The organism is Catellatospora sichuanensis, assembly GCF_007483665.1.
Classification (GTDB): domain Bacteria; phylum Actinomycetota; class Actinomycetes; order Mycobacteriales; family Micromonosporaceae; genus Catellatospora; species Catellatospora sichuanensis.
The window spans coordinates 334146-350832 of record NZ_VIQO01000011.1 but is presented as its reverse complement, the minus strand read 5'-3'; the positions used below and the strand labels follow the sequence as shown (position 1 = coordinate 350832).

Sequence of the window (16687 nt, the reverse complement as noted above, 5' to 3'; positions counted from 1 at the left end):
CATATTGCCGAAAAGGTTTTCGGCGTCAAAAATCATCGCCGTAGGCGGCAAGCGCCCGCGGCGTGTAGGCACGAGCACGAGTGACCTCGCCGCAACGCCGTCTTGCCAGCCGCACCTCGGCGCCGGTACGTCCACCGGCGAGGTGCTGCAGCCGGACCTCGACCCGAAGGTCCGGACAAAACCTCGGCAACGCGCGTCCGGGCCGCCCTGACGAGTTGGGTGCCGTCGTCCGATCGAAGTGAGCGCTGCAGGCCCGATGCCGGCGCTTTCCCCAGGCGGGGGACACCCACCGACATTAAGGAGCAAGGGACATGATCCGGAGACGCGTGAGGACGGTACCGGTGTGGAGCGCCCTCGCCGCGCTCGTGCTGGGAGGGGCGGTGAGCCTGCCGTCACCGGCCCATGCCGCCAGCCCGATCCTGCCAGGCAACGAGGGCGACGTCGGGGTCTACACCGACGGCCAGAGCCACGTGATGGACATCGGCGACCCGATCTACAGCAACGCCGGGGACGTCGCCAACCAGCTGATGCCAGGTGTGCCTTTCTCCGCCGGCAGCATGCACCAGTCGATCTTCGACAAAGACCTGGCCGCGGGCGGCACCGACTACTACCTCGACCGCATTCTCGGCGTCCCGGGAACGATCGGGTCGGCGGTGTTGATGACTCGTGGCCGGTCGCTGTACATGCGCGGCGCGAGCAACAACAACTTCACCGTCATGGGCTTCGCCGGAAGCGCGTTCGTGGGTGGGCCCAACAATCTCGGCAACCTCTACACCGTGACCGTGCCCGGCCAGACGGTCGCCGAGGTCAACGCCAACCGGTTCAACGCGCCGAGCCACGCCAAGAGCCGCTACACGATCGGCACCACGGGCGTTTCCGCCGAACTGACGAAGTTCATCACCCACGACAACGTCGCGGTCACCGCCATCTCGTTCACCAACCCGGGCAGCGGGCCCGCGACCTTCACCGTCCGCGCCGCCTCGCCGCTCGCCACCCAGCCTGGCGAAGGTGCCGCCGAGCTCACCGGCACTCGCGCCATCACCAGCGGATCCAACAACGGCCTCGTCGACACCGCATGGAACACGGTCGCGACGCACCTGACCGCAGCCGGGTTCACCCGGACCGGCGCGAACCTCGACCGTGAGGTGACCGTGCCCGCCGGTGGCTCGTTGTCGCTGTCGGTGGTCGGCGCGGTCTCCTCGGCCTCCCTGCCGCAGACAGTGCCGAGCTTCCACGAGTACGCCGAGATGGCGCCGGCCGACGCGGTGCGCACCGGCATCACGGCGTTCCATCGCCGCTGGGCCCAGGACGTCCCCTACATCGACGTGCCGGACCCCGCGCTCGAGAAAGCCATTGTCTACCGGTGGTGGGGCGAGCGCTACAACAGCCTCGACGCCAACGCTCCCGGCCATGTCTACCAGTACCCGACGACGATCGAGGGGGTGAACCTCTACCAGAACGCGGTGGCGCTGACCCAGCCGATGCATCTGCAGGACACCAAGTGGCTGCGCACGCCCTACCTGCCGTACGGGCAGATCCTCAACATCGGCGAGCTGTCGGGTTCCTCGGCCTTCCTGGACAGCCCTGGTCACACGAGCTGGAACAACCACTACTCGCAGTACATCGGCACAGCCGGCCTCGAGGCGTACAACGTGCACGGCGGAGGCAGGCAGCTCGCCGCGAAGTTCGCGCACTACTTCGAGGGCGACGGGGTCGGCCAGCTAGAGCACTACGACGGCAATGACGACCAGCTCATCGCCTACGACACCAACTACATGCCGGGCAACGACGCCGACGCCATCACTTTCGGCTACCCGAAGGCCGACGCCGGCGCACCCGGGTCGCGGACGATCGAGCGTCCCGAGTCGGCGTACGTGTGGGGCGCGTTCGACGCCGCCCGGCAGCTGTACCAGATCTCCGGTGCCGATCAGGCCAAGGTCGACCAGATGGCGGCCGGTGCCGACGGCGTGCGCGCCGCGGTGCTCAACCGCCTGTGGAGCTCCGACATGCGGATGTTCCTGGCCGGCACGTCGCACGGAGCCGTCAGCGCGCCCAGCTCCAACGGCCGGCCCAACCCGCTGCCCGAGTCGGCCCGCACGCTGATTCCGGCGAAGGAGTCCAACCTCTACGACGTATACGCACAGAACCTCATCCCGTTCGACCAGTGGCAGACCTACGTCGACGGATTCCGCTTCCTGACCTACGGCGACAACTTCCCGATCTTCCCGTTCTACACCGCCAACCAGTACGACCGTGCCGCCTACGGGATCGGTGGCTCCAACAACTTCTCCAACATCAACTTCACCGTGCAGTACCGCGGCGTCCGCTCAGGGCTGCGCCACTACGACCCGCAGGGCAAGTACCTCAGCCCGGCGTACGCCAAGCGGCTGCTGGACTGGATGGCCTGGAGCATCTACCCGGGCGCGGACCTGCGGGTCGCGAACCAGGCTGAGTACTACTCCAACTGGAACTCCGCCACGAAGACCTACAACCGCAACAACCCGAACCACATCATGCTCGGCAACATGAACTACATCTTCGTCGAGGACATGGCGGGCCTGCAGCCGCGTTCCGACGACAGGATCGAGCTGTGGCCGATCAAGTTCGGCTACGAGCACTTCATGGCGAACAACCTGCGGTACCACGGCCAGGACGTCACGATCGTCTGGGACCCCGACGGCACGAAGTACGGCCTCGGCGCGGGCTACAGCCTGTTCCTCAACGGCGAGCGGAAGGTCAGCACCGACAAGCTCGGCCGGCTCACCTACGACCCGAAGACCAACCAGGTGCAGGCCGAGGACGGGTTGACCGTCACCTTCGCCGCGGCGGCCGGGGCCGACTTCCCGAGCGCGGTCGACACGCCGATCCAGGACGAGCGGGTCGTCGAGTACCTCAAGACGGCCGGCATCGACCTCACCGAGGACGCGCCCAACCTGGCGGCCGGCGCCGCACTCAGCTCGTCGTACTCCCAGCAGGGCGTGCGGCCGACGCCGTGGCGGCAGTTCCACACGCCCGGCTGGAGCAGCTCCTCGATGAACCACGCGCCCGGCGCGATCAACTTGACCGAGCGGCCCGTGTCGCGGGCCGCGGTGACCGACGGCGTCACCGCCAGCGAGCCGTACTGGGGCAACTTCGGCACGGCGGACAAGAACGGCTACGTCGAGCTCGACCTGGGCTCAGCGAAGTCTTTCGACAACGTGAAGGTGTACTTCGTCAGCGACCGCCAGCCTGGCGGCTACCGGGAGCCCGCCCGCTGGTGGGTGCAGGTGCCCGACGGAAACGGCGGATGGCGGGAACTACCGGGGCAGGCCAAGAGCCCCACTGTGACCTCGGCGAAGTTCAACGAGGTGCTGTTCCCGGCGGTGACGTCGGGCAAGCTCCGCGTCGCGTTCACCAACAACCCGACCTTCTACACGGCGATCTCGGAGATCCAGGTGTTCGCCTCCGGCCGCGACGTGCCCCCGGTCGTCAACCAGGCTCCCGTGGTCACCGCGCTGCGCGACGGCTCCGCGGACGGCAACCTGTCCACCAGGCTGGTCGGCACCGCCTCCGACGACGGAGTTCCCTACGACGGCGAACTCGCCTTCGGCTGGGAGACGGTATCCAAGCCGGCCGGCGCAGGTGTCATCTTCGCCGACGCCAAGGCGCCGGCGACCCGGGTGACCGGCACGCTCGCCGGCGAATACGTGCTGAGGTTCTTCGCCGACGACGGCGAGAAGCGCTCCGAGCGGACCGTCACCGTGACCCTTGCCGAGAGGGAGGTCGTCGCAGAGTTCGGCGCCTCGGCGGTCGTCACCACCAGCGGCACCGCATCGTGGGAGAACCACCAGCGGGTCAGTGAAGGCACCACCCCGAGCAGCTCGAGCCCGGGTGCCGGCAACGGCTGGGGCAACTGGGGCCAGCCGCAGAACGGCACCAGCCCCGAGCAGGAGGCGTGGATCCAGTACCAGTGGCCTTCACCGGTCCGGCTGTCGTCGGCCGACGTCTACTGGTACGACGACAACGGCGGCACCCGCCGACCCACGGCCACGACGTACGTCATCGAGAGCTCCACCGACGGCACCACCTGGACTCCGGTAACCCTCAAGGGCTCGACGTACGCCGACGGCCTGGCCGTCGGCGCCTACAACAGATTCACGTTCGAGCCGATCGCGACCAGTCGGCTGCGCATCCGGATCTGGGGCGTACAGACCGGCGGCGCAGGCACCGGTGTGCTGCGCTGGCGGGCCAACGGCGAGACCGTCGACACGGTGCGCACTCCGGTGCTCATCCGGACCACCGTCGGTCAGGTGCCCACCCTGCCGAGCACGCTCGACGGGGTGTACGCCGGCGGCGCCCGCGGGCAGATCGGATTCACCTGGCAGCAGATCACGCCGGACATGGTCGCCGAGACCAACGTCGACCCGTTCGTCGTCTACGGCACGAACGACGCCTACGGGCTGATCGCCGAGGCCCGCGTCTACGTGCGTCCCGAGACGGCCGACGACGGCATCTCGATCCAGGGCGCGGAGACGTTCGAGCAGAACGTGGCCGTGGGGGAGCTGCCCTACCTGCCCACCGAAGTCGAGGTGTCCTACAACGACGGCTCCCGGGACAACCAGGCTATCGGCGTCGACTGGAACTTCGACGCCGGCATCGTCGGCACCCCTGGCCGCTACACCGTCGTCGGTGACCTGGTCCTGCCCCGATACGTCAGCGAGGCCGGAACCACACAGACCACGCTGACCCTTGTCGTGGGCGACGGCGCACCCGTATGGGACGTCGAGGTCCAGGCCCGCACGCAGTGCATCGGCGCCAACGCCTATGTCACGGTCAACGCCCGCAACGCCGAGGACGAGCCGCTCACCATCGAGTTGAGCACGCCGTACGGCGCACGCACCGTGCCGAAGGTGGTTCCCGGCAAGTCCGCTTATCAGGCCTTCAACAGTCGGGCACGGACGGTGCCGGCGGGCATCGCGACGGTGAAGGCGACCGGGGTCGTCGGCGGCCAGCCGGTGACCGCGCAGCTGACCGCGCCCTACGGCGCGATCACCTGCGGCTAGCCCTGTCGAAAGGTGGCGGTGCCTCGCGGTGCCGCCACCTTCCCTCCTGCAGAAGGACATCGACCCCGTGCACCCCACCCTGAGACACCTAGCGGCCACTGCAGCGGCGGCCGTGCTGGTCGCCGGCGGGCTCGCCGCGCCCGCCCACGCGGCTGACTCGACCACGTTCACCAGCACCGCCAATCCGATCCTCGGTGACGGCAGCTACTACTCGGCCGACCCCGCGCCGGTCGTCGTGCCGGCGGGTGCGCCCGGCAACGACGGCGAACACGACCAGCTTTACCTCTATACCGGGCATGACCAGGCCGGGCCGGCCACCAACGACTTCGTCATGAACGAGTGGGGTGCGTTCCGCACCACGGACGTCCCCGCGGGACAGTGGACGCATTTCCCGTCGCTCATGCGCCCGGAGCAGGTCTTCGCCTGGGCGACCCCGGGGCGCGCCTACGCCGGCCAGGTGGTCCGGGGCGTGGACGGACGCTACTACTGGTACGTCCCCATCAACGAGCGAGACAGCCCGGCGCCGGACAAGTTCGCGATCGGCGTGGCCGTCTCCGACAGCCCGACCGGTCCCTGGACCGATCACGTCGGTGGCCCGATCATCTCCCAGCGGGTGCCCACCACCAACAACATCCACAACATCGACCCGACGATCCTGGTCGAAGGCCGGCGGGTATTCGTCTACTGGGGCTCGTTCGGCAATCTGCGGATGCTGGAGTTCCAGCCGGACATGAAGACCCCCGTCGGCACCCCGCAGACCGTCACCGGCCTGACAGGCTTCTTCGAAGCGGCCTGGATCTTCCACCGCGGCGGCACCTATTACCTGGCATATGCCGGCAACAACGCCGGCCCGACCTCCCAGTGCACCCCGGCGAACTACCACGCCTGCATCGCCTATGCGACGGCCGCGTCGCCCGCCGGGCCGTGGACCTACCGGGGCACGGTCCTGCGGCCGGTGTCGTCGACGACGAGCCATTCGGGGATCCTGGAGTTCAACGGCCAGTGGTACATCACCTACCACACCGCCGACGCCGTGGGCGGAGGCCACTTCCGCCGATCGGTGGCCATCGACCGGGTCGAGTGGGACGACACCCAGAACCCGCCGCGGATGAGACCCGTAACGCCGACGCCCGCCACGGGCCGCGACCTCACCCCCCGGCGCAACATCGCCCAGGAGGCGAAGGCCACCGTCTCCAACGAGCCGGTGCCCGTCCAGTACTGGATCAAGGCGCTCAACGACGAGATCGTCCGCCCGAACCCGCTGCCGCCGGACATGTGGGGGACCTGGACCGGCAGCAACCCACCCCAGCAATGGGCGCAATACACCTGGGACCAGCCGATGCGGATCTCCGGTTCGCAGATCGAGTTCTGGAACGACCAGCCGCAGGCCACCGGGGTGGGCGTGGCGGCACCGGCCCGCTGGCGCATCCAGTACTGGGACCTCGGCGCCGGGCAGTGGACCGACGTGCCGAACCCGAGCGGATACCCGACCGGCACGCAGGGCTGGCAGGACACGACGTTCGATCCGGTCACCACCACGCAGGTCCGGGCGCTGTTCGACGCGTCGACCAACGGCAGCACCTACTCGGCGGTGGCGGTCGAGGAGTGGAAGATCCTCGCCGTGCAGCCGGACTCGGTCGCACCACCGGCACTGACCGTCGAGGTGGGGGAGCAGGAGCTGCCCGGCGCCGTCGCAGCGACGTTCGGCGACCAGACGCTGCAGGTGCCGGTCTTCTGGGATCCGGTCACCACCGAGCAGGTCGCGCAACCCGGCACGTTCACCGTTCAGGGCACCGTGCTCGGACATGCCGCAGGCCGCATCTCGGCGCAGGTCCGGGTGGTCTCGCCCGGCGACACCGAGGGCGACGTCACTGCGCCGACGGTGACGCTCGGAGCCAGCGGCAGCGCGGGCAGCGCCGGCTGGTTCCGTTCGGCGGTGCGGGTGCGCGCGGCGGCATCCGACGACCGTGGCGGCCGGCTCACCATCGCGACCAGGGTCGACGACGCGGCGCCGGTCGTCGCGACACCGGTGCGCCACGCCGACGTCGACGTCGCCGGGGAAGGCCGGCACACCGTCACGGCGACCGCGACCGACCGGGCGGGCAACGTCTCGGCGCCCGCGGACCTCGCCGTACGCATCGACACCACGGCCCCCGCCAGCGTCGGCGCGGTGAACCCGGCGACCCGGGCGGTCACCGTGAGCGCGAGCGACGCGACGTCCGGGGTGGCCCGGATCGAGTACGCCGTCGGCACGGGCGCCTGGACCGCATACACCGGTGCCGTCGCGGCACCCGACGCGAACCGGCACACGGTGTCGTTCCGGGCACTCGACGCGGCCGGCAACCTGGAGACCGCGAAGACGGTGATCATCCCGGCGGACGTGTCCGGGCCGCTCACCGGCAACATCGGGCCGATCGCGACGCCGACCGCGTCGTACACGGCAAGCTGGAACAGCGTCACCGCACTCAACGACGGGACCGACCCGCCGAACCCGAGCCAGGCCCAGATCTGGGGCACCTGGTCCGGGACCCGCCCGCAGACCCAGTGGATCCAGTACGACTGGGCGCGACCCGTGCGGATCACCGCCACGGAGCTGAAATTCTGGCGCGACTCCGACCAGGGCACCGGCAACGGCGTCGCCGAACCCGACGGCTGGATCCTGCAGTACTGGGACGAGGCCGGCGCAGCGTGGCGTGACGTGACCGGCGCGTCCGGGTACGGCACCAGCACCGCGGCGTTCAACAACGTCACGTTCGACCCGGTCACCACACCCCGCGTACGGGCCATGGTCCGGGCCGACGGCAACGGCACCGACTTCTCCGCAGTCGCGGTCACCGAATGGCGGGTTTTCGCCGACGACCCAGGCACCCAGCCCGCAACAGTGCCCGTCACGATCACCGTCGTGCCCCGCTGTCTGGCAGGCGCGGCATACATCGCCGTGCGGGCGATCAACGATTACGACGCACCGGTGCAGGTCGAGATCGAGACCGGGCACGGCGAACGGTCCTTTTCGGCCGTCGCGCCCGGCGCCGGCGCCTACCAGTCATTCGCCACGCGGGCGGCCTCGGTCGCGGCCGGCACGGTGACGGTACGCGCGACCGGAACCGTGGACGGGCAGGAGGTGACGACCGTCTACACCGCGCAGCACCCCGCCATCGCCTGCACCGCCTGAACCCATCAGCCACGAAGAACAGAGGAGTACCCATGAGCACGATGAACCACCGGCGGCTGGCCGTGGCGGGAGCCGCGAGCGCGGTCCTGGCCGGGGCGATGGCCCTGCCCGCACCGGCCCTGGCCGCGCCCGGCGACAGCGGCGACGTCCGGGTGACAGTCGACATCGAGGAGATCCGGGAACCGGGTGTGCTCGCCATGTCGATCGCCGGCGACGCCGTCGCGCTGTCCGAGGACGGCTCGACCCTGCTGATCCGCCAGTTCGTCGGCACCCTGCCGGCGGTCACGGTCACCGACACCCGCACCGCCGAAGAGGTGCCCGACGGCGCCGCATGGGCCGTGCTGGGCAGCGCGACCGATTTCGTGGGCACCGCCGGTCAGGCACCGATCAGCGCCGGCCACCTCGGCTGGAAGCCGCATCTGATCGACGGCGGCGACACCGGTCTGGTCACCGAAGGCGAGGAGGTGGTGACAGTCCTCGACGCTCCGACGCAGCCCGGCAACAATGTCGGCCTGGTCGACCAGGAGCTGCTGGTGTCCACGTTCGACTCCGAGGCCGTGACCGGCGATGCGTACTCGGTCAACGCCGACCTGTTCCTTCGCACCCCGGCCGACGTACCCGCCGGCACGTACACCTCGACGCTGACCCTGTCGCTGTTCGAGTGACCGACCGGTGGGGGCCGCACCCACGCGGCCCCCACCGCCATCCGGGCCGGAGGACTCGCCATGAACCGAAACCTGCCACGGCTGCTAGCCGTGCTGTCGGCGGTGCTCATCGCCGTGCCGGGCGCACCTGTCTCCGCCGCCGCCGAACCGAGCTCGCCGGCGCTGACCTGGGCGGTCCAACCGGCCGACAACCGGGGTCCCGACGGCCGCCGATGGATCGAGCGCACACTCGACCCAGGACAGGTAGTGACCGAGCACCTGGCGGTACGCAACCTCAGCGACCGCACCGCCGTCTTCGCCCTGAAAGCAGCCGACGGTTACCTCACTGACCGGGGCCGCTTCAACATGCTCCCGTCGCACCAGGCGTCCATCGACGGCGGCACCTGGATCCAGGTGCAGCCGACGGTGACCGTCGGGCCGAACGAGACCGAAGTCGTGCAGTTTACGATCACGGTGCCGCGACACGCCACACCCGGAGACCATCCGGCCGGCATCGCAGCGACGATCACCAGTGCCGGAGGCTCGGTCGCCGTCGAGAGCCGGGTCGGGTTCCGGGTGATGATGCGGGTCAGCGGCACCATCACCGCCGCCCTCGCCGTCGACGGCCTCACCGCCACGTACCGGCCCTCATGGAACCCGTTCGCCGCAGGCACCGTGCGGGTCAGCTACACCACCACCAACGCCGGCAGCGTCGCGGTGACCGGCGCCGGCCAGGTCACCACCACCGAACTGCTCGGCGCCATCCGACACCACACCACGACCGGGGCCAGACAACTGCTTCCCGGCGGCCGCCAGGACGTCGAACTGCACATAGACGGCGTATGGGCGCTGGGAACGCTGCGGACGACCGTCGACCTGACCCCCGCGGTCCTCGAGGGCGACCAGGCCGGTGCCGAGCTCAGGTCCGCGTCGGCGACCGTGACGGTCTGGACGCTGCCCTGGCCCCAGCTGATCCTCACCGCGGCCCTCGCGGCCCTCGCCCTCGCCGTCCGGGCTCTCCTGCGCCGACGCCGACAACGGCTCGCACGCCTGCTCGCACTCGCCCGTGACGAAGGCCGGGCGCAGGCACAACAGGCCGCCCTCGTCGGCGGACCGCCCGAAGGGCCCGGCAGGTAAGGGCTGGAGACCCCGACGCATACAGCCCGCCCGGTCGGCGGTGAACTCCCGCCGCGGACCGCATCCCCCGACACCACCGCGTGCAAAGGACGAACCCGATGTCTCCGTTCGACGAAGTCAGAGTCAACCGGCGTCAGCTGCTTCAGGCCTCCGCCCTCAGCGCGGTCACGGTCACCGGCGCAACCGTACTGCCGGCATCCGCGACCAGGGCCGCGCCGGCCACCGCCTCAGCCGCGCTCGCCGCAGCCGGGCCGCCCGGTCTCGGTCCCGGCGCCACCGCGCCGGTCCGGCCGTTCGAACTGCACGAGGTGCGTCTGGGCAGTGGCCTGCTGCAGGAAAAACGCGACCGCATGAAGAACTACCTGCTCCAGTACGACCACCGGCGCTTCCTCGTCCTGTTCAACAACCAGGCCGGCCGGCCGAACCCGCCAGAAGTGCCGGTGCCCGGCGGCTGGGAGGACGGCGGCCTGCTCAGCGGCCACTGGGCGGGCCACTACATGACGGCGCTCGCGCAGGCTTACGCCGACCAGGGTGAGGCCGTCTACAAGGACAAGCTCGACTGGATGGTCACCGAGCTCGCCGCCTGCCAGGCTGCGATCACGGCGCGGATGGGGACCGGCGGGCCGGGCGGCGAACCGCCGGCCGAGCCCCAGATCGACCGGGTGCCGGGCCGGTACGGCAGCGCGCTGCGTCTGAACGGGCCGAGCAAGGCCCAGTACGCGACGCTGCCGCAGGAAGCGATCAACCAGCTGACCGACTTCACCATCGCGACCTGGGTGAACCTCGCGTCCACACAGAGCTGGAGCCGGTTGTTCGACTTCGGGCAGAACACCACGGTCAACATGTTCCTGACCCCGCGCGCCGGGGTGACCGGCAACGTGCCCCGGTTCGCCATCACCATCGGGGGATCGGGCCAGGAACAGCGGATCAACGGCACCGCCGCGCTACCGACGAACCAGTGGGTGCATCTGGCCGTCACGCTGTCGGGAACGACCGGGACGCTGTACGTCAACGGCCAGCCCACAGGCACGAACACCAACATGACACTCAACCCGGCCAGCCTGGGAAACCCCGGCAACCGGTGGATCGGGCGCTCGCAGTACGGCGACGCGTTCCTCGACGCGACCATCGACGAGTTCCACATCTTCGACCGGGCGCTGAGCCAGCCGGAACTGCTGTCGATGCTGGACTCCCCGGCCGGCGGCACCGGCGGCGGCAGCATCGCCTGGTACCGCTTCGACGAGGACGGTGGCACCACGCTGCGCGACGCCTCGCCCAACGGCCGTGACGGGGGCATCGTCGCGGCCCGGGAAGGTGGGGCCGCAGACTGGGTGCCGACCCACCCCGGCTACCTCGGCGCGATCCCGGAGGACGCGGTGCTGCGGCTCGGCCCACCGCGCTGGGCCGTCTACGGCGGCGACGCCGACACCAACACCTGGGCGTCGTGGTACACCCAGCACAAGATCATGCGCGGTCTGCTCGACGCGTACTACCACACCGGCAACACGCAGGCCCGCGACGTCGTCGTGATGATGGCCGACTGGGCCCACCTCGCGCTGACCGTCGGGGACAGCAACCACCCCGACTACACCGGCCCGATCACCCGCGACAACCTGAACTACATGTGGGACCTCTACATCGCCGGCGAGTTCGGCGGCGCCAACGAGGTGTTCCCCGAGATCTACGCGATCACCGCCGACCCGAGGCACCTGCAGACCGCCAAGTGCTTCGACAACCGGGAGTCCCTGTTCACCGCCTGCGTGGAGAATAGGGACATCCTCGTGGTCACTTCGCAGAACAGGCCCGGCCGACGCCGCCCGGAACGCCTGCACGCCAACACCCACGTGCCGCAGTTCATCGGCTACCTGCGCGTCTTCGAGCACACCGGCGACGCCGACTACTTCACCGCGGCCAAGAACTTCTACGGCATGGTCGTCCCGCACCGGATGTTCGCCAGCGGCGGGGCGGGCGGCAACTATCCGGGCTCGAACAACAACGTCGAGCTGTTCCAGAACCGGGGCAACATCGCCAACGCGATCGCCCAGGGCGGAGCGGAGACCTGCACCACGTACAACCTCATCAAGCTGGCCCGCAACCTGTTCCTGCACGAGCACGACCCGGCGTACATGGATTATTACGAACGTGGCCTGCTCAACATGATCACCGGGTCACGAGCCGACACCGCGACCACCAGCGACCCGCAACTGACCTATTTCCAGCCGCTGACGCCGGGATCCAGTCGCAGCTACGGCAACACCGGCACCTGCTGCGGCGGCACCGGACTGGAGAACCACACCAAATACCAGGAGACGATCTATCTCCGGTCCGCCGACGGCACCACACTGTGGGTCAACCTCTACGCGGCCTCGACGCTGACCTGGGCTGAGAAGGGCTTCACCGTCACCCAGCAGACGGCCTATCCGCGCGAGGACCGCAGCAGACTGACCATCGACGGCACCGGCCCGCTCGACATCAAACTGCGGGTCCCAGGCTGGGCACGCAAGGGCTTCTTCGTCACGGTCAACGGCATCGCGCAGACCGTCGCAGCGCAGCCGGGCAGCTACCTGACGATCAGCCGCACCTGGCGCCCCGGCGACACCGTCGAGATCCGGATGCCGTTCAGCATCCGGATCGAGCGGGCCGCGGATCGTCCCGACACCCAGGCGATCTTCTGGGGCCCGGTGGTCCTGCAGGTCCTGGGCAACCCCGGCGGTGGCAGTTTCCGCGAACTGACCCTCTACCGCCACCTCAAGCGTGACGGCGACTACACCCACGCGGCCATCACACAGGCAGGCACCACGGCTACCGGTGACCCGCTCTTCACAGCCCAGGGCTTCACCCTGCGGCCGTACTACATCAGCGACACCCAACCGGTGTCGTCCTACATCCGCCGCGTCGAGCCGACGATCGTGTTCGGTGCCGTCGACACCGGCGTGCCCAACCGGAAGCGCAACGACAGCCTGCCGAACTACGACGTGCCCGTGACCGGCATCCCCTCACCCGGCACCGACGGCCCGACCTTCCTCGACCTGGTATGGGACCAGGCGCCCTTCCGCACCCACAGCGAATTCGTCGCAGCCGTCACCGCTACCGCCGAGGCGTTCGCGGCGGCGGGCGCGCTGACCGCAGCCGACCGGGACCTCGTCATCCTGCACGCCACCCGGTCAGAAAGGGAACTGCAGCCGCCACGCACGTGGAACATCGAAGTCCAAGCCCACACCCAGTGCATCAGCGCCGGCGCCTATTTGGCGGTCCGCGTACGCAACACCGACACCGACACGCTCACCATCGAAATGATCACAACGTACGGCTCCCGCACAGTGAACGGCGTCGCTCCAGGCAAGTCCGCGTACCAGGCGTTCAACACACGCAGCGTGGACGCACCAGCAGGCTCCGCGACCGTGAAGGCAACCGCGACGGTCGACGGGGTGCCAGTGACCACGCAGGTGGAGGTGCCTTATGGTGCGGCCTCCTGCGCCATCCCGTGACCGTTGCACCGCTCGTTTTACCCTACGGACCGTCCGGCTCAGGGTATTTCGGCATTTCCAGGGCTTCTGTACATAGTGCTGGCGGCCGGCATCAAGATGTCGATGTCCGGCTGCCAGCAGGGAGCATCTGACGGCTGTCACTCGGTAGGAGACGACACCCTGTGCGGGCCTCGACCGCCGCAGGAAGGTCCGCGCGGCCCGCCCGGCGACGCGAGGTGCCTGGCCGTGCTGATCTGCCGCAGATCAGGCGCTGAAACGAGCCGCGGCCGCCGTGCGGTCGTGCCGGATCGAGTGCGGTCAGTGTGTTCGGGTCTCCCAGGCCGGCTGCTGGGGCACGTCGTTGTGCACGATGATGTCGACGCGATCGGTCGGCCGGACCGTAGCGAAGTAGAACTGTTGAGAGGGGATGTAACGCTCGCGCCAACGCCGTTCGACTTCGGCCCGCGATGGCGCCTGGCGCTCTCGGATCACGGCACGATCCACTGTCTTCTCGAGTGCCGTAGACACGAAGATCCGAAGATCCCACCGATCGATCAGTTCCGGGCGCATGAGGAAGACGCCGTCGAAGACGAGCACGGCGTCGGCAGGGGCAGTCGTGACCGGCGGGGACAGCGCAGTATCCGCTGTGTGGTCGTAGACCGCGTGTCGGAAGCGTCGATCTCCGCCTGGGCCGAGCGGATCGAGCAGAACCCGGTTCAGCGCGTTGTAGTCGTGGGTGTCGAAGTAGCAGCCTTCGGCCGAGTACTCGCCGCGCGGATAGCGCTGTGCCCGGGGGAAGAGGAAATCGTCGATCGTCGCGCGGATGACGTCGCGGCCCTGTGTACGCAAGACGACGGCCAGTTCGTCGGCGAGAGTGGTCTTACCGGCGGCGGGCGGTCCGTCGATGGCAACCCGCGTCGGGTGTGCGACTGTGACGGACCTGACTGCCTCAGCCAGGCGGCCGAGCATCTCCTTGCGGGTGCCTTGGTTCATGTCCTGCCCCGTCCTGGTCTCGCGAAGAACGCCGTGTCGAGCCGACCTTATGCGCGTCAGCCCTTCAGCCCGCCACTCCCGGAGTACGCGAGACTGCCACATGCGGAAGCGGCTGCGGCCGCAGCGCAAAGGACTGTCCTGGCGGCGCTGGTCGCTCGGTGTCGCGTGACCGGTCATGCCGCGAGTCGCGCGGTGACGCCGATGACAGCGCGCCAGATCACGCTGCGAGAATGTCCTTGCAAGCCGGACTTCTGCGGCGAACGATCAGCGCCGTGTCGATCGTAGGTATGGATGCCGAAATCCCGCCTGGCGGAATCGTCGTCGTCATCGATGTCATCCGGGCTTTCACGACGGCCGCGGTTGCCTTTGAGCGTGGCGTGACAGAAATCGCCTGTGCGCCGTCAGCCGAGGTCGGCCGAGGTCTCCGGCGGCTATACCCGGACCGTCTGCTGGTCGGGGAGACCGACGGGCTCAAGCCCGCAGATTTCGACTTCGGGAACTCGCCGTTCGAGATGTCGACGGCGCAGCTTGACGGCCGGCGGTTGATCCAGGCGACATCGAACGGCACGCTCGGGCTCGCCCGGTGTCCGGACCCGGCCGCACTGCTCGCGGTGTCAGCGCGGAACGTCGGTGCCACCGCCCGATGGATCGCCGGCAACCACGCCGACATTCCATGCACTCTCATCTGCACCGGGCGGACCGCTGAGGACTGGGCCTGTGCGAGTTACCTGGGTGACCTTCTCGACGGGTCGGCGCCGGGACGGGCAGACCTGGTCACTGGCATCATGGACGGCGCCGCGGAGCATGCTCACTTCTATGCACAACTTTCCGCGTCCGAACGTGTTGATCTTTCCAGGGACCTCCGGTTCTGCTGCGATGTCGACCGGTCCGAATTCGCCATGGTCGGCGAAGTCCGCAAAGATCACGTTGTCCTCACCAAGGTGCCGTGCTGAATTGGCACCTTCGGCCCTTCCTCAGCCACGCCGGCCAGGAGTATCGAGGGCTGACCTGGACCTGCTCGCGCGGGTGCGGACCGGCTCGGTCCCGGCCGGTGCCGCCTGTGAGGGTTGGTTCGCCATACCTCGGTGGTCGATCGTGGTGAGTTGACGGATAGAGCGTGGACGGTGGTTGAGTCGTTGTCCGCGCCGGGCCGGCGTTCGGGCCGGTGGCGGGATCACCCGCAGAGGATCAACGGATCTCTGTGGAGGCTGCGGACCGGGGGCGCCGCGGCGGAACCCGGCCGCTACGGGCCGTGGAAAAGCTGCGATGAGCGGTTGCGGCAGCGGACGGCACGTGGGATCGGATCCCGCACGCGCACGAGCCGGGCGCTTGTTGCCTCGCCCACGCGGCTTTGGTAGGAATGCACCCTTGCCTCTCATGGGAACGGGGTCACTGTGACAGCAACCGACTACGACGACTTCGCGGCCGTCTACTCGGCGGAGAACGAGTCCGGCCTTTTCAACACCTACTACGAGCGACCCGCGATACTTCACCTCGCCGGCGACGTCTCCGGCCGCCGAATCCTCGACGCGGGGTGCGGTTCCGGCCCGTTGTCTGCGGCACTGCGCGCCAAGGGAGCCGTGGTCACCGGCTTCGATGTCAGTGCCGCCATGGTCGACCTGGCCCGCCAGCGGCTGGGCGAAGACGCCGACCTGCACGTCGCGGACCTGAGCGAGCCGCTGCCGTTCGCAGACGCCGAGTTCGACGACGTCGTCGCGTCCCTGGTCCTGCACTACCTGCAGGATTGGTCCGGCCCTCTCGCCGAGCTGCGTCGCGTGCTGAAGCCAGGCGGTCGCCTGATTATCTCGACCATGCACCCCGCCGGCTATGCGATGGAGTACCCCGAGGCCGACTACTTCGCGGTCACGAGGTACACCGAGGACTACGTCATGGACGGCCAGACCGTGTGGCTGACCTACTGGCACCGGCCGCTGCACGCCATGTCAGATGCTTTTGCCGCTGCCGGGTTCCGCATCGTGACGATCAGCGAACCGCCCCCTTCTCCGGACACCCCCGCGGAGCTGCTTCCACCCGACAAGGGTTCCGGGCGCTTCATGTGTTTCCTCTTCTTCGTCCTTGAGCCCGCCTAGGTAACCTTCGGCGGATCAGGGGATACGTTCCCGTGGCCGTCCGAACCTATGCCGGCGTAACGGCAGGTGGCGCGATCACCGCCAGGTCATCAACGTGGGAACACCTTCGGCCACGGCGTCGCCCGCGGTGCGCTGGGACACT

8 protein-coding genes and 1 pseudogene are annotated in these 16687 nt (G+C 68.9%); 8 read left to right on the top strand and 1 reads right to left on the bottom strand.

All coding sequences use genetic code 11. From position 1 onward, the window contains the following. The first annotated feature begins 326 nt into the window (after positions 1-326). From FLL47_RS23230 to FLL47_RS23210, 5 genes are all read left to right on the top strand, one after another. Positions 327-5042: a discoidin domain-containing protein gene (locus FLL47_RS23230; RefSeq protein WP_246158455.1), complete on the top strand. Its 4716-nt coding sequence runs from the start codon at positions 327-329 to the stop codon at positions 5040-5042. Positions 5043-5070: 28 nt separating this feature from the next. Beyond that, positions 5071-8214, top strand: coding sequence for a family 43 glycosylhydrolase (locus FLL47_RS23225; RefSeq protein WP_342780346.1), 3144 nt, complete (start codon positions 5071-5073; stop codon positions 8212-8214). Between the two features lie 32 nt (positions 8215-8246). Continuing rightward, on the top strand, positions 8247-8879 hold the full coding sequence (locus FLL47_RS23220; RefSeq protein ID WP_144122676.1) for a hypothetical protein: 633 nt from the start codon (positions 8247-8249) through the stop codon (positions 8877-8879). A 60-nt stretch (positions 8880-8939) separates the two neighbouring features. Continuing rightward, positions 8940-9995, top strand: a complete 1056-nt coding sequence (locus FLL47_RS23215) for a hypothetical protein (protein ID WP_144122675.1) — start codon at positions 8940-8942, stop codon at positions 9993-9995. Between the two features lie 98 nt (positions 9996-10093). Next, on the top strand, positions 10094-13483 hold the full coding sequence (locus tag FLL47_RS23210; protein ID WP_144122674.1) for a beta-L-arabinofuranosidase domain-containing protein: 3390 nt from the start codon (positions 10094-10096) through the stop codon (positions 13481-13483). A 297-nt stretch (positions 13484-13780) separates the two neighbouring features. Here FLL47_RS23210 and FLL47_RS23205 read toward each other — a convergent pair whose 3' ends face one another. Next, positions 13781-14455, bottom strand: a complete 675-nt coding sequence (locus FLL47_RS23205) for a cytidylate kinase family protein (protein WP_144122673.1) — start codon at positions 14453-14455, stop codon at positions 13781-13783. 230 nt (positions 14456-14685) lie between these two features. Here FLL47_RS23205 and FLL47_RS23200 point away from each other — a divergent pair, with 230 nt between their 5' ends. The 3 genes and pseudogenes from FLL47_RS23200 (at position 14686) to FLL47_RS23190 (ending at position 16545) form a co-directional block, all read left to right on the top strand. Further along, a complete protein-coding gene (locus FLL47_RS23200) occupies positions 14686-15408 on the top strand; it encodes a 2-phosphosulfolactate phosphatase (RefSeq protein ID WP_144122672.1) in 723 nt (240 codons plus the stop codon). A gap of 132 nt (positions 15409-15540) precedes the next feature. Beyond that, positions 15541-15761, top strand: a pseudogene (locus tag FLL47_RS44165) (IS5/IS1182 family transposase); the annotation flags it as partial. Between the two features lie 88 nt (positions 15762-15849). Further along, the gene (locus FLL47_RS23190; RefSeq protein ID WP_144122670.1) at positions 15850-16545 is read left to right on the top strand and encodes a class I SAM-dependent methyltransferase; all 696 of its coding nucleotides are present in this window, start codon (positions 15850-15852) and stop codon (positions 16543-16545) included. The last annotated feature ends 142 nt before the right edge of the window (positions 16546-16687 follow it).

Excerpts from the sequence above, each read along its gene's own strand:
- FLL47_RS23205 (WP_144122673.1), bottom strand. The coding sequence starts at position 14,455 with ATGAACCAAGGCACCCGCAAGGAGATGCTCGGCCGCCTGGCTGAGGCA.
- FLL47_RS23200 (WP_144122672.1), top strand. The coding sequence starts at position 14,686 with ATGTCCTTGCAAGCCGGACTTCTGCGGCGAACGATCAGCGCCGTGTCG.
- FLL47_RS23215 (WP_144122675.1), top strand. The coding sequence starts at position 8,940 with ATGAACCGAAACCTGCCACGGCTGCTAGCCGTGCTGTCGGCGGTGCTC.
- FLL47_RS23210 (WP_144122674.1), top strand. The coding sequence starts at position 10,094 with ATGTCTCCGTTCGACGAAGTCAGAGTCAACCGGCGTCAGCTGCTTCAG.
- FLL47_RS23220 (WP_144122676.1), top strand. The coding sequence starts at position 8,247 with ATGAGCACGATGAACCACCGGCGGCTGGCCGTGGCGGGAGCCGCGAGC.